This is a genomic window from Bifidobacterium amazonense, assembly GCF_018555435.2.
Classification (GTDB): Bacteria; Actinomycetota; Actinomycetes; order Actinomycetales; family Bifidobacteriaceae; genus Bifidobacterium; species Bifidobacterium amazonense.
On sequence record NZ_JAFEJT020000028.1, the window covers coordinates 1 to 13,440 of the forward strand.

At 63.9% G+C, this 13,440-nt stretch carries 12 protein-coding genes and 1 pseudogene; 1 reads left to right on the forward strand and 12 read right to left on the reverse strand.

The features are described 5' to 3' along the window. Window positions 1-98 precede the first annotated feature (98 nt). The gene (locus JS533_RS07650; RefSeq protein ID WP_241513844.1) at window positions 99-476 is read left to right on the forward strand and encodes an endonuclease domain-containing protein; all 378 of its coding nucleotides are present in this window, start codon (window positions 99-101) and stop codon (window positions 474-476) included. A gap of 415 nt (window positions 477-891) precedes the next feature. Here the strand turns inward: JS533_RS07650 and JS533_RS07655 are convergent, their stop codons facing one another. The 12 genes and pseudogenes from JS533_RS07655 to JS533_RS07705 form a co-directional block, all read right to left on the reverse strand. Next, window positions 892-1,716, reverse strand: a complete 825-nt coding sequence (locus JS533_RS07655; RefSeq protein WP_420838638.1) for an amino acid ABC transporter ATP-binding protein — start codon at window positions 1,714-1,716, stop codon at window positions 892-894. 24 nt (window positions 1,717-1,740) lie between these two features. Beyond that, the gene (locus tag JS533_RS07660; protein ID WP_241513846.1) at window positions 1,741-2,724 is read right to left on the reverse strand and encodes an amino acid ABC transporter permease; all 984 of its coding nucleotides are present in this window, start codon (window positions 2,722-2,724) and stop codon (window positions 1,741-1,743) included. Between the two features lie 66 nt (window positions 2,725-2,790). Continuing rightward, window positions 2,791-3,723, reverse strand: a complete 933-nt coding sequence (locus JS533_RS07665) for an ABC transporter substrate-binding protein (RefSeq protein ID WP_241513847.1) — start codon at window positions 3,721-3,723, stop codon at window positions 2,791-2,793. 125 nt (window positions 3,724-3,848) lie between these two features. Continuing rightward, complete coding sequence (locus JS533_RS07670; RefSeq protein WP_241513848.1) at window positions 3,849-4,823, reverse strand: ABC transporter substrate-binding protein; 975 nt, start codon at window positions 4,821-4,823, stop codon at window positions 3,849-3,851. A 928-nt stretch (window positions 4,824-5,751) separates the two neighbouring features. Then, a complete protein-coding gene (locus JS533_RS07675; protein WP_241513849.1) occupies window positions 5,752-6,096 on the reverse strand; it encodes a hypothetical protein in 345 nt (114 codons plus the stop codon). 29 nt (window positions 6,097-6,125) lie between these two features. After that, a complete protein-coding gene (smpB, locus tag JS533_RS07680; RefSeq protein WP_241513850.1) occupies window positions 6,126-6,605 on the reverse strand; it encodes an SsrA-binding protein SmpB in 480 nt (159 codons plus the stop codon). Window positions 6,606-6,734: 129 nt separating this feature from the next. After that, window positions 6,735-8,180, reverse strand: a complete 1,446-nt coding sequence (locus tag JS533_RS07685) for a CHAP domain-containing protein (RefSeq protein ID WP_420838639.1) — start codon at window positions 8,178-8,180, stop codon at window positions 6,735-6,737. An 89-nt stretch (window positions 8,181-8,269) separates the two neighbouring features. Next, window positions 8,270-9,193, reverse strand: coding sequence for a permease-like cell division protein FtsX (ftsX, locus tag JS533_RS07690; RefSeq protein WP_241513851.1), 924 nt, complete (start codon window positions 9,191-9,193; stop codon window positions 8,270-8,272). Window positions 9,194-9,887: 694 nt separating this feature from the next. After that, window positions 9,888-10,977, reverse strand: a pseudogene (ftsE, locus tag JS533_RS07695) (cell division ATP-binding protein FtsE); the annotation flags it as partial. A 71-nt stretch (window positions 10,978-11,048) separates the two neighbouring features. After that, window positions 11,049-12,179, reverse strand: a complete 1,131-nt coding sequence (prfB, locus tag JS533_RS07700; RefSeq protein WP_241513852.1) for a peptide chain release factor 2 — start codon at window positions 12,177-12,179, stop codon at window positions 11,049-11,051. Between the two features lie 220 nt (window positions 12,180-12,399). Beyond that, window positions 12,400-12,531 (reverse strand): hypothetical protein, encoded by a 132-nt coding sequence (locus JS533_RS13715; RefSeq protein WP_274619209.1) that lies wholly within the window; start codon window positions 12,529-12,531, stop codon window positions 12,400-12,402. Window positions 12,532-12,930: 399 nt separating this feature from the next. After that, a partial coding sequence (locus JS533_RS07705; protein WP_241513853.1) for a hypothetical protein occupies window positions 12,931-13,440 on the reverse strand: 510 nt, incomplete at its 5' end.

A 13,440-nucleotide genomic window follows, 5' to 3' on the forward strand; every position in this document is an offset into this window, starting at 1 on the left:
CCGGACTGGGGGAGCTCCGCGGCCACAGGCCGCCAACAACACGGCATCGCGCTTCGCGCGATCCCGTCTTCTCCGCCGGCCCCGCTACGCTACCCCCTATGAGCGACCACCACGTCAGAGAGTATGACCTTGCCAACACCGGCAGGGCACGGGCATTGCGCCGTGACATGACGCCGTGGGAGCGCAAGCTGTGGTACCGGTTCCTCACCGGTCGTACGCCCCGTTGGCGGCGGCAGAAGCCCATCGGCCGGTATATCGTCGACTTCTACTGCGCCAAAGCCCGACTGGTGGTCGAGCTTGATGGTGGCGGGCATTACACGGGCGGGCAGCGGGTCCGGGACGAGGAGCGCACCCGCGTGCTGGAGGAGCGGGGGATGATGGTGGTCCGGTTCGCGAACAATCAGGTGGATCGCATGTTTGATGCGGTGTGCGCGAGGATCGAACAGGTGGTACGGGAGCGTCTGGCGGGGATATGAGCGTGTCGGCGTGGTGTTGGAATCGCGCTGCGCGCGATGCTGTTTATTTGGCGGCCTCGCGGCCGCGGAGCTCCCCCAGTCCGGTTACGCCGGACAGCCCTCGGTGAGGGGGCCGAGGCTCCGCCAGCATCACTGCCGTTGGCCGCTTCAGTTGCCGTCGGCTTCACCGATCAAAGAGGTCACATGCGGCGGCGTAAGCCGCCGCCAAACGGCACAGTATCGCGCGACAGCGCGATTCCGAGACTGCCAGACACGTTGGCAATGACGCCATACACGCCAAAATGCGAAGAGCCGGTTTTGCGGAAGGTTCCGCAAGAACGTACGCAAAGGGCCGTCCTGTGTACGGTATTGCGGATAGTTCCGCGAAAGCGTACACAGGACGGCCCGATGGCGACGGATGCTCCGATGTCAGCTGCTACAGCACGTGCTGTAGAAAGTCCTTAAAGCGCGGCTCGGTGGGGTGGTCGATGATCTCCGGGCCGCCCTGTTCGACGACCACGCCGCCGTCCATGAAGACGACTTGGTCGGCGACCTCGCGGGCGAAGCCGATCTCGTGCGTGACGACGATCATCGTCATGCCCTCCTTGGCGAGCGAGAGCATCACGTTGAGCACTTCGCCGACCAGTTCGGGATCCAAAGCGGAGGTCGGCTCGTCGAAGAGCATGATCTCCGGCTTCATCGCGAGCGCGCGGGCGATGGCAACGCGCTGCTGCTGGCCGCCGGACAGTTCGGCAGGATAGTAGTCGAGCCGCTCCCCCAGGCCGACGCGCTGCAGTTCGGTTTCGGCGAGCGCGCGGGCCTCGGCCTTGTGCATGTGCTTGACGTGCACGGGGGCTTCCATCACGTTTTCGATGGCGGTCATGTGCGGGAACAGGTTGAAGCGCTGGAAGACCATGCCGAGTTTGGATCGCTGCGCGGCGATGGCCTTGTCGTCGAGCGTCTGCAGGATCGGCTGGCCGTTGTCGTCGGTGCGGCCGGTCGGCTTGTAGCCGATCATCTCGCCGTCGACTTCGATCGTGCCGCCGGTGAGCGTCTCCAGCTGGTTGATCAGTCGCAGGAACGTGGATTTGCCGGAGCCGGAGGGGCCGAGGATCACGGTCACGGTGCCGGGCATCACGGTCAGGTCGACGCCTTTGAGCACGTGCAGCGAGCCGAACGCCTTGTGCACCTGCGTGGCCTTGACGGCCGGAGTCGCACCGGTGGGGTCAGAGGACGCGGGGAATGCGGTCATATCAGTCATCGTCAGTCGCCTGTCCTTCCCGGCTCACGCGGTCATGCCGGTGAATCCGGCCTCGTTGATCTTGTTCACGTCGTCCTTCGGCTCGCCTTCGGTTTTGCCCGGCAGCGGCGCCTGCTTGCCGCGCGTGCCCATCGCGCGCGCGTCGAAGCCCTTGCCGAAGTGCTTTTCGAGCATCGACTGGAACACCATCAGGATCGACGTGATGAGCAGGTACCAGAAGCAGGCCACGAGCAGCAGCGGGATCGGCTTGTAGATGCGGTTGGCGATCGCGCCAGTCGCGAACTGCAGTTCGAGCGTGAACGGCACGGCGGTGACCAGCGACGTGGTCTTGAGCATGCCGATCGTCTCGTTGCCGGTGGGCGGGATGATGATGCGCATGGCCTGCGGCAGGATGATGCGACGCATGATCAGCGTGCGCTTCATGCCGAGCGCCTGCGCGGCCTCGGTCTGGCCCGGGTCGACGGCCTCGAGGCCGGCGCGCACGATTTCGGACAGGTATGCGGCCTCGTTGAGCGCGAGTCCGATCCATGCGGCGTTGAACGCGGTGACGACGTCCTGCGAGCTGATGCTCCAGAACGAGATGTCGGTGAACGGGATGCCGATGCTCAAGCGCGGGATGAGCACGGCGAACAGGCCCCAGAACACGAGCTGCGTGTACACAGGGGTGCCGCGGAAGAACCAGATGAAGAACCAGCTGACGCCGCGCAGCACCGGGTTGATGGATTTGCGCATGATCGCGAGGATGACCGACAGGATGATCGCCACGACCATGGAGATGACCGTCAGCGCGAGCGTGTACTGGATGCCGCGCAGCACGTTCTCGTTGAACAGATACTTCCAGACGACCGGCCATTCGAGACGCGGGTTGGTGATCATGCCCTGGATGAGCATCGCCGCGAGCAGCACGACGATCACGGCGGCCACGATCGGGCCGGGGCGGCGCACGGGCAGCGCGTCGATGCGGTTCGGGATGTTCAGTCCGTCGCCGTCAGCTTGTTTCTTCGCCATAGTGTGTGTCCTTATATCAAGCCTCGGCTCCCCTTGCCAGATCAGGGGGAGCCGAGGCAACGGAGCTTACGCCAGATCGGTGGGGTTGATCTCGGCCTTGTCGATGGCGCCGGATTCGACGCCCCAGTGCTTGAGGATCTTCTCATACGTGCCGTCGTCCATGAGCTCCTGCACGGCGGCCTGGATGAACTTGTCCATCTCCTCGTCGCCCTTGGCGATGGCCACGCCCTGCTTCGCGGTGCCTTCCACGTCGCCGAGCATCTCGAGCTCGCCGCCGGTCTGGCTGATCGCGTAGCCGCCGACCGGCGAATCGGCGTAGAACACGTCGGCCTTGCCGGTCACGACGCTGGTGGCCGCATCGGTCTGCAGCTTGGTGGACAGCACCTCGATCGAGTCCTTGCCGTCGGCCTTGCACTGCTCGGCGGCCTTGTTGGCCTCTTCCTCCTGCACGGTGCCGGTCTGCACGGCGATCTTGAGGCCGCACAGCTGCGTGGTGTCGACGTTGTTCGGGTTGCCCTTCTTGACGACCCAGCTGGAGCCGGCACGGTAGTAGCTGACGAAGTCGACGGCCTCGAGACGTTCCGTGGTGATCGTCATCGCGGTGATGCCGAGATCGTACTTGGAGCCGACGGACGGGACGATCGAATCGAACGTGGACGAGACGATGTCGGTGTCCACGCCGGCGAGCTTGCCGATCGCGGTCGCGATGTCGACGTCGTAGCCGACCGGCGTCTTGCCGTCTTCCGCAAGGAATTCGGCCGGCGCGTACGACAGTTCCATGCCGACGGTGAGCTTACCGGCGCTCTTGACCTTGCTCGGCAGGAGCGCGGCGACGCTGTCGTTGGTCTTGACGCCGCTCAGATCGTAGCCTTCGGTCGCGTTGGACGACGCGCCCGTGGTGGAGTCGGTGGTCGCGTCGGTGGTGCCGCACGCGGCGGTGCCCAGCAGCAGGGCCGCGCCCAGCGCTGCGGCGGCCGCGCTTTTCAGGGTCTTGAACATGATGTGTCCTCTCTGTTCTCTCGGTTCTCGATTCGGTTCCGAGTATACAGAGAGGACAGTGCTTTCTTGTTTACTGGGAGTTCACCGGCCCTTGTTCAGACCGTTGACCGTCCGCTGCTCGGCTGTTAGTCGACGGACGGGTTGATTTCGGCCTTGTCGATCGCGCCGGACGAAACGCCCCACGTGTCGAGGATCTTGGCGTACGTGCCGTCGTCCATGAGCTTCTGCATGGCCTTCTGCACGGCTTCGGCGGTGGCCGAGTCGCCCTTCTTGATCGCCACTGCCTCCGGAGTCACGCCCGTATCGTCGCCGAGCGTTTCCAGCGTGTCTCCGGTCTGCGAGATCGCATATCCGGCGACCGGCGAATCGGCGTAGAAGATCGACGCCTTGCCGGACGCCACGGCGGTGGTCACGTCGGTCTGCAGCTTGGACGACTGGATCTCGATCTCGGACTTGCCGTCGGCCTTGCACTGCTCGTTGGCCTTGTTGACTTCCTCCTCCTGCGTGGTGCCGGTCTGCACGGCCACCTTCACGCCGCACAGGTTCGACGTGTCGACGTTGTCGGGGTTGCCCTTCTTGACGACCCACGTGGAGCCGGCCTTGAAATAGGTGACGAAGTCGACCGCGTCCATGCGTTCCTTGGTGACGGTGAACGAGGAGATGCCGATGTCGTATTTGCTGCCGACGGACGGGATGATCGAATCGAACGTGGAGGAGACGGTCTCCTCCTTGAGGCCGAACACGGCGGCCAGCGCCTTGGACAGGTCGACGTCGAAGCCGACCGGCGTCTTGCCGTCCTCGGCGAGGAATTCGGCCGGCGCGTACGAGGTGTCGGTGCCGACGGTGAGCGTGCCGTCGCCGGCCACCGAGTCGGGCAGAAGCGCGGCGATCGCGTCGTCCTTCTGAATGGAGCTGGTGTCGAAGCCCTTGGTGGTCGAGCTGGAGCTGCCCGAATCGCCCGACGACGAGCCGCTGCCCGACGCGCTCGTGTCACCCGTGTCGGTGGTGCCGCATGCGGCGGTCGCGAAGATCATGGCCGCGCCCAGCGTGGCCGCTGCGATGGAACGCAGATTGCGACGTATTCCCTTGCTGTAGGACATTAGGATTTCCTCTCTCATGAATGCCGGCCGGCGGGTATGTTTCCGGTTAGTTCGCGAGAGTAGGGCCGTTTTGCTACGGCTGCGTAAAACAGGCGCAGATTGTCCGCTGTATGGACGCTCCACATATGTGAGGTGCACAAGCGTAGCAATACGGAGAAGGACTATCCGAGTTGCTCCGCTGAGAGCGGTCAACGTAGCAAAACGGCTAGAACATCAACGGATCGCTACACTAAAGGAGGTCTCAGCGTAGCAACCTGGTGACATCCTGTCTGAATTGCCACGCTGAGAGCGGTCAACGTAGCAAAACGGCTAGAACATCAACGGATCGCTACGCTAAAGGAGGTCTCAGCGTAGCAACCTGGTGACATCCTGTCTGAATTGCCACGCTGAGAGCGGTCAACGTAGCAAAACGGCTAGAACATCAACGGATCGCTACGCTAAAGGAGGTCTCAGCGTAGCAACCTACCGACAACCTAACCGATTTGCCACGCTGAGAGCAGTCAACGTAGCAAAACGGTTGGAGCATCGCCGTATTGCTACGCGAAGAGAGGTCTCAGCGTAGCAACCTACCGACAACCTAACCGATTTGCCACGCTTAGGGAGACCAGTCGACGCAACAGAACGGTTGGAAAGGGGAATGTTGGAAAGGGGAATACGGCAAGTTGAGGTTGCCTGAGATTCTGCCGCAGATACTACTGCGCGACAGGTATCCTCTGGCCGGAGAAGCGGACCTCAGGGGACATCGCCCCGGGGAAGTCACCGAGCGTGTCGTAGAATCAAGAAGGGGCGCCTCGACCATGCGCCTTCTCATCGGCATTCAGAGTGTCAAACAAACTTATGCCCGATAGCGCGTGACGTGCCGGATGCCCATCGACGCCAGCGACCGTAAGCACTATTCCACCGTAGTGTCCGCCGCACCGCCAGATATCTAATTGGGATTCCCTTTGGGACGTGCCGGCTCCCATATCATCATCACGAACGACGCCAGACCGATGATGACATCGATGCCTGAATGGCGGAGCGCCAACGACCACTCCGGATACTTCGCCTCGATGATCACAAGCGCGACCATGCCAAACAGTCCGGTGATATTAACCACCGGACTATGGAACGGCATTGCCAACAATGCACAAGCCGTCAATACGCCAATCAACACGGGCCACCCACCGGCGAACTCCAGCGCTTGAGGTTTCCCCCATACCAAAATCCGCAACGCCAAGTAACCCAAACCGCCAATGACTTTGCACAGCGGCAAATGATTCAGCAAGCGCATCACGGCTCCTTCGTGCAGTGCGCCCAGGTTCAGCGGGCGCGCATGTTCTTGTAGCGCATGACGCGCAGGGCCTCGCGCTTGTCCTGCTCCTCGCGCAGGGCCTGGCGCTTGTCGAATTCCTTCTTGCCTCGGGCGAGCGCGATCTCGGCCTTGACGCGGCCGTTTTTGAAGTAGAGGCTGATCGGGATGATCGTGTACCCCTTGGCCTCGGACTGGCGCGACAGCTTGATGATCTCGCGCTCGTGCAGCAGCAGCTTGCGCTTGCGCTTGGGCGCATGGTTGTTCCACGTGCCGTTGAGGTATTCGGGGATGTTCGCCCCTTCAAGCCACATCTCGCCGCGGCGGTCGATGGAGACGAACGCCTCCGCGAGCGACGCGCGGCCTTCGCGCAGCGACTTCACCTCAGTGCCGGTGAGCACGAGTCCGGCCTCGTAATGGTCTTCGATGGCGTAGTCGTGCCGGGCTTTCTTGTTCTGCACGATAAGCTTCGTGCCTTCTTCCTTGGGCATCCGTCCCCTCCTTTCGTCCTGCAACGCGACAATGCAACGCAACACATCAGAATAGCACAACGGCCCGGTCCGTCCTCGCTGCAGGCGAAGAACGGCCGGGCCGCGCGATTCCCGCGGATCAGTGCACGATCAGTGCACGAAGCGGTACTGTCCGTTGTTGGTGAGCGTGCGATAGGAGACGACGTAAAGTCCCTGCACGTTCATTTCGGAGATGAGGATCGTGCCGTCCGCGTTCACCGCCTCGACGACCGCGACGTGGCCGTACGTGCCGTCCGCGCCGTCCTGTCCCTGATAGAACGAGAGGGCTGCGCCGACCTGCGGAATGTTGTCGACGCGCAGTCCGTACGAGGGGGCGGTGTTCGCCCAGTCGGCACCGTTGCCCAAGTAGGACGGGGTGCCGATGCCCATTTCCTTGCGGCGGTTGTAGGCGTACCACGTGCACTGGCCGCCCGCGTACGCGTTGCCGGAGTCGCCGTTGCTGGTGCCCTGTCCACCGGACGTGCCGCTGGAGGACGAGCCGGACGAACCGCTTGACGATCCGGACGACGACGAGCCGGAGTTGCCGCCGTTGCCGGACGACGAGTTGGACGAACCGCCGGAGTTCGTATTCGTATTCGTGTTGGTGGACGTGCTGCCGGCCGGGCGCGTGGTGCCCTGCGGGCCGACGGTCGGCTTGGCCGCGGCCGCCGCCTGCTCGGCGGCATACTTGCGGTTGAGCGAGTCGATCTGCGAGTCGAGCAGCACGGTCTGCGCGGCCTGCTTGGCGCTCGCGTCGGTGATCTGCTCCTGCTGCGCCTCGAGCTCGGCGCGCTTCGCCTCGCCCTCCTCGCGCAGCTTGTCGAGCGCGTCGCGTTCGCTCTGCGCGTTCGCCGCCGCGGTTTCGGCCGCCGCCGCGGTCTCGTCGGCCTTGACCTTGAGTTCGGCGATGGTCTGTTCGATCGCGGCGAGACGTTCTCCGCGGTTCATCGACGTGTTGAGCGAGACGGCCGCCTCGGATGCGGCGTTCGATTCGGTGCGCGCGATCGCGTCGCGCGTCTGCATCGCGTTGACGAAGTCCTTGGTGCTGGTCGAACCGGTGACCACGCTCATCACATCGGAGGCGTCGGAGCCGTGCATCGACTCGCGGGCCATCTGCGCGACCGCGGCGTGCGCGTCGTCGTAGTCCTTGCCGGTCTTCTTGATCTCCTCCTCGAGCGTGGCCTTGTCCTTCTTGGCCGCCTCGAGACGGGACGCCATCGCGTCGGCCTCGGCCTGCGCGACCGCGGCCGCCTGGTTGGCCTTGTTCACGGCCTCCTGCGCGGCGGGGATGGTGACGTTGGTCAGCGTGTCCAGTTCGATGATCTTATCGGCGAGCGCGCTGCTGACACCCGCCAGCTGCGCCTTCAGCTCGGCCTCGCGCTGGGCGCTGGCCTGCTTCTGCGCGCGCGTGTTCAGCAGATCGGAATACGTGTCGGCGTTCGCGACCGGCACCGGCGCGGTTATGGTGCCCACGGCCATCGCTGCGCACAGCATCATCGCCGAAGCGGCGGCCAGTACGGGCCTGCGGAATCCCCCAACTCGTGAAGAACGGATCATCAACGTTTCCTTTCGTCAAACAGATCCCACCATAACAAACGAATCTGAAAGGGCGTGTCCCCGCAACACGCCCGTCAAACGGCCTGATATCAGGCTTTCAGGTAGCGGCGCAGGGATATCAGCGACGCGATCATCGACAGCAATATCGCTCCCAGCACAAGGAACGGGGAGATCATGAGCACGGTCGTCTGGTCTACGTACGGGATCCACGTGACGGACTGCGCGAGCCAGCCGGTCACGAACACGCGCACGATCACCGACAGCATCACGCACGAGAGCACCGAGCCGACCAGCGACGCGATGGTGCCTTCGAGGATGAACGGCAGCCGGATCGTCCAGTTGGACGCGCCGACGAGCCGCATGATCTCGGTCTCCTTGCTGCGCGAGGCGGCGGACATGCGGATCGTCGTGGCGGTGAGCATGATCGCGACGAGCACCATCACCGCGGCGAGCACGGCGGTGACCGCGGTGGCGCGGTTGAGCACGGCGAAGACCGGGTCGAAGATCTGCTTCTGGTCGGAGACCTCCTCGACGCCGTCCTGCCCGGACAGCACTTCGGAGACGACCTGGTATTTCTCCGGGTTCTTGAGTTTGAGCCACAGCGACGCCTGCATGTCGTCGGCGGTGAGCGTGCGGCCCTGGAATTCGCCGTTCGGGTAGCGTTTAAGGAACGTGTCCTTGTAGTACTTCTCCTTGGACACGTACGTGATGTTGGCGACCACGTCGGGCAGTTCGTTGCGGATCTTCTGCTGGATCGCGTCGATTTCGGTCGCGGACGGAGCCTTGCCGCTCGCGCAGTTCGCGGATTTGCTGGTGCCGTCCGGGCACAGCCACACGACGACCTCGACCTGGTCGTACCAGCCGGCCTTCGCCTTGACGATCTGCGCCTGCGTGAGCACGGACGCTCCGATGAACAGGAACGAGATGAACGTGACGAGCATGACGGACAGCAGCATCGGCACGTTGCGACGGAGGCTCGTCCACGTTTCGGAGAGGATGAATCGCAGTCTCATCGGGTTTCCTCGTTCTCCTTGTCGGTACGGTTGTCGGCACGATTCGCGTCGTGGTGCGCGGTCCCGGCCGGCGGCGCGGGAGGCGCGGGCGGGGCGAGCAGCGGCGCGGCGGGGCGTTGCGTCGGCGCTGATTGCTGTTGCGGCGCGGATTGCGGCGGTTGCGGCGATGCGGGTCGTTGCGTCGGCGGCTCGGCCTGTGCGGACTGCTGCTGCGGCGACGGCAATGCGGCCGGCATGAGCAGCGAGTCCGGGATGGACGGCAGCTTCGGCATCGCCGTGACCGACGATGCGGCCGCATACGCCGCACGACGGTCCGGCTTCGCGTCGATCGGCATCAGCTCGTCCGGACGCTCCTCGCCCGTCTGGGCATCCTGCGATTCGGGCATCGTTTCGTCGGCAGTGCCATCCGTCTTGTCGTTCTTATCGTTCGCGGTCATCGCATTCGGTTCGACCGGTTCGACCGGCTTGTCGACCGGAGCGGCCGACGTGTCACGCGCGACGTCGCCGGGCGTCTCCGGCGCGGCGGACGTTGCCGGAACGCCGGACGGTGCGGCATCTTCCGTGGCACCGCGCGCATCGCCGTCCACTGCATCATGCGACACGGCATCGTGTGACGTCACGTCCCGCGACGCAGCGTCCTGCGACGCGGAGTCCTCCTGCGCGCCGGACTTGAGTCCGGCCTCGTATTCGTCGAGCTTGAGTCCGCGGCCCCACGTCAGCGTCGTCTCGACCGGGGCGAACACCTCGCCGTAGCGGCCGGTGCGGCCGGAGTGCACGGAGCTTGCGAGTCGTGCGATGCCCTCGTCGGTCTGCTCGCCGTTGATGACCTCGGTCACCTGATCGATGACGCGCTCGGCCTGACGCGCGCGCGAATTGCGTTTGCTGTGCGCGCCGCCGCGGCTTTCGGACGACGTCGTGCCGACGTTGGCATCATGCGCAACGTTCGCAGGGCCGTCCGTCGCGCCGCCGGTCGTCGCCACGGCCGAGCCGACCGCACCGGCCGCGACGGACGCGTTCGGGCGGAACCGGTCGTCGCCGCCCATGCCAAGCGCATGCTGCGAGCGCGACTCGACCTCCGCGTCCGGGAAATACAGCGCGGAATCGTAGGAGCCCTGCCGTTCGTCGCGCACGATCCTGCCGGCGTGCAGTTCGACGACGCGCTTGCGCATCGAATTGACGATCTCCTCGTTGTGCGTGGCCATGACGATCGTGGTGCCGGTGCGGTTGATCGCGTCGAGCACCTCCATGATGCCCAGCGACGTGGTCGGGTCGAGATTGCCGGTCGGCTCGTCGGCGAGCAGGATCTGCGGATGGTTCACATACGCGCGCGCGATGGTGACGCGCTGCTGCTCGCCGCCGGACAGCTCGTGCGGATAGCTGTTCTCCTTGCCGGTGAGTCCCACGGTTTCCAGGACCTTCGGCACGAGCGACTTGATCGTGGAGCGGCGCGTGCCGATCACCTCGAGCGCGAACGCGACGTTCTGCCAGACGGTCTTGTTGTTGAGCAGCTTGTAGTCCTGGAAGATGAAGCCGATCGAACGCCGGTACTGCGGCACCTGACGGTTGGTCAGGCGGCGCAGGTCGTTGCCGGCGACGTGGATCTCGCCGTCGGTGGCCTCCTCTTCGCGCAGCAGCAGGCTCAGCAGCGTGGTCTTGCCGGAGCCGGACGCGCCGACCAGGAACACGAAGTCGCCACGGTCGATGTGCAGGTTGACGTCGTCCAGCGCGGGACGCGTGCCGCGCGGGTAGATCTTGCTCACATGATCCAACGAGATGAGTGCCATGATCTTCCTTTGTATGTTTCGGGATGCCATCCCCTCCCTTGGCTCCCCCGGCAAGGGGAGCCCGAGAGGAGTTACGCCTCGGCCTCAGCCTCGGCCGCGCGGCGCTGCTCATGACGCCAGCGGATGCCGGCCTCGATGAACGCGTCAATGTCGCCGTCGAACACGGCCTGCGTCTGGCTGGTTTCGTAGCCGGTGCGCAGATCCTTGACCATCTGGTACGGGTGCAGCACGTAGGAGCGCATCTGGTCGCCCCAGCTGGCCTTGATGTCGCCGGCGATCTCCTTCTTCTTCTTGGCCTCCTCCTCGTGGCGCAGCACGAGCAGTCGGGACTGGAGCACGGCCATGGCGGCGGCGCGGTTCTGGATCTGCGAGCGCTCGTCCTGCATGGTCACGACGATGCCGGTCGGAAGGTGGGTGATGCGCACCGCGGAGTACGTGGTGTTCACGCCCTGGCCGCCGGGGCCGGAGGAGCAGTATGTGTCGATGCGGATGTCGGTGTCCGGGATGTCGATGTGATCGGTCGCCTCGACGAGCGGGACGACTTCGACCGCGGCGAAGCTGGTCTGGCGGCGGCCCTGGTTGTCGAACGGCGAGATGCGCACAAGGCGGTGCGTGCCGCCCTCGACCGACAGGCGGCCGAACGCGTACGGGGCGTCCACCTGGAAGGTCGCGGACTTGATGCCCGCCTCCTCGGCGTACGAGGTGTCCATCACCTTGGCCTTGTAGCCGTTGCGCTCCGCCCAGCGCAGGTACATGCGCAGCAGCATCTGCGCGAAGTCGGCCGCGTCCACGCCACCCGCGCCGGAGCGGATCGTCACGACCGCGGAACGCTCGTCGTATTCGCCGTCGAGCAGCGTCTGGATCTCCATGTCGTCGAGGTCCTGCTGGATCTTGCCGATCTCGGTCTGCGCTTCGGACAGCGAGTCGGCGTCCTCCATCTCACGGCCGAGCTCGACGAGCGTCTCCACGTCGTCGATGCGCTGGCTCGCGGAGTTGAGGCGGCGCAGCTGGGCCTGCGCGGCCGACAGCTTGCTCGTGATCTTCTGCGCGTTCTCCGGATCGTCCCACAGGCCGGGCTCGGCGGCCTGCTGTTCGAGATCCTTGATCTCGGCCTTGAGACGGTCCATGTCGAGCGCCTTGGCGATGGATTCGTATTTGGCGCGCGCGTCGCCGATCGCCTGGTTGTAGTCAAATTCTGCCATCGTTCACCACCATACGTTTGTGTTGTGCTGTGTGTGCTGTGTTGTGCGTAAAACGTTCGTTCCTGCGTGCCGTGCGGCGCCGTGCGCGAAATGCGCGCCTTGTCCGTTGGACCTCATCGGACGGACTCGGAGGACGGCGCCTCGCGCGTTGCGTCCGTGCGCGTCCGACGGCTTGTCGCGTCGCGCCGCACCGCGGACGCTGCGGGCGTTCGCGGGAACGTCAAAGACCCGCATAGATCGCGGGAATGACAAGGCTGAGCAGCATGGCAGCGGCTACGACGATGCACACCGCGCGCACGATGCTGCGGCGGCGACGTTCGCGCTGCTCCCGTTCGGCCCTGTAGTCACTCATGGTTCAGCATCATACGCACCGCCGCCGATTTACGCCGGGCGTGTCGCGGGGATCAGCCGGGATCTGAATCTGTCGCGGAACCGGTAAACGATTAAGCCGAGCAAAGATTGACTCCAGCCAAGTTCGCACCGGCATAGAGGGGTTTAGGCATCAGTTTGACGATCGAGAGGCTATTTTCGCCTTGTGCAGAGGTCAGTTTGACGATTGAGAGGCGGGTTTCCTCCGAACAATCACCTATTTATACCCCCTAAGTTGCTGTAGGGGCATGTGTGGGCGGTGTCGGCCGGGTTAGCTGTCGGGCCGGCCGCCTCTCAATCGTCAAACTGACCTACGCACATTCGAAAAACAGCCTCTCAATCGTCAAACTGCCAACAACAAGTCAGCCGAAGACTGTCCGTTTTATGCCGCGGCGTACAGATTGTCGACGAACAGGCATGTCATGTGTTCGTCGTGGTCGTATCGGGCGAGTGTTGCGTCGCTCGACTTGTTCTTCGAAAAGAGGGAGAAGTACGCGTTGTCAGCCGGGTAACCGTGGATCAGGCCGGCTCGTCGGCGGAGTCGTTCGATCGCTTCCGTCTCGTTGAACGAGTTGCGCCATTTGCATTCACCCAGCACGATCTGTTTGTCTAACGGGTCGGCGGCGATCACGTACATGCCCTTGCAGGATTTGGACGGGTCGTCCCCGAAGGGGATCTTGCGTTCGATCAGTTTCGTGTCGATTGAGCCCGGAATCACACTGCCGCGCGTGGCACCATGCCAAATGAGGTAACAGAAACCGTCCAAATGAGGTAACAGAAACCGTCCAAATGAGGTAACAGAAACCGTCCAAATGAGGTAACAGAAACCGTCCAAATGAGGTAACAGAAACCGTCCAAATGAGGTAACAGAAACGGTCCAAATGAGGTAATG

Excerpts from the sequence above, each read along its gene's own strand:
- JS533_RS07670 (WP_241513848.1), bottom strand. The coding sequence starts at position 4,823 with ATGTCCTACAGCAAGGGAATACGTCGCAATCTGCGTTCCATCGCAGCG.
- JS533_RS07665 (WP_241513847.1), bottom strand. The coding sequence starts at position 3,723 with ATGTTCAAGACCCTGAAAAGCGCGGCCGCCGCAGCGCTGGGCGCGGCC.
- ftsX (WP_241513851.1), bottom strand. The coding sequence starts at position 9,193 with ATGAGACTGCGATTCATCCTCTCCGAAACGTGGACGAGCCTCCGTCGC.
- prfB (WP_241513852.1), bottom strand. The coding sequence starts at position 12,179 with ATGGCAGAATTTGACTACAACCAGGCGATCGGCGACGCGCGCGCCAAA.
- JS533_RS07685 (WP_420838639.1), bottom strand. The coding sequence starts at position 8,180 with ATGATCCGTTCTTCACGAGTTGGGGGATTCCGCAGGCCCGTACTGGCC.
- JS533_RS07655 (WP_420838638.1), bottom strand. The coding sequence starts at position 1,716 with ATGACTGATATGACCGCATTCCCCGCGTCCTCTGACCCCACCGGTGCG.
- JS533_RS07650 (WP_241513844.1), top strand. The coding sequence starts at position 99 with ATGAGCGACCACCACGTCAGAGAGTATGACCTTGCCAACACCGGCAGG.
- smpB (WP_241513850.1), bottom strand. The coding sequence starts at position 6,605 with ATGCCCAAGGAAGAAGGCACGAAGCTTATCGTGCAGAACAAGAAAGCC.
- JS533_RS07660 (WP_241513846.1), bottom strand. The coding sequence starts at position 2,724 with ATGGCGAAGAAACAAGCTGACGGCGACGGACTGAACATCCCGAACCGC.
- JS533_RS13715 (WP_274619209.1), bottom strand. The coding sequence starts at position 12,531 with ATGAGTGACTACAGGGCCGAACGGGAGCAGCGCGAACGTCGCCGCCGC.
- JS533_RS07675 (WP_241513849.1), bottom strand. The coding sequence starts at position 6,096 with ATGCGCTTGCTGAATCATTTGCCGCTGTGCAAAGTCATTGGCGGTTTG.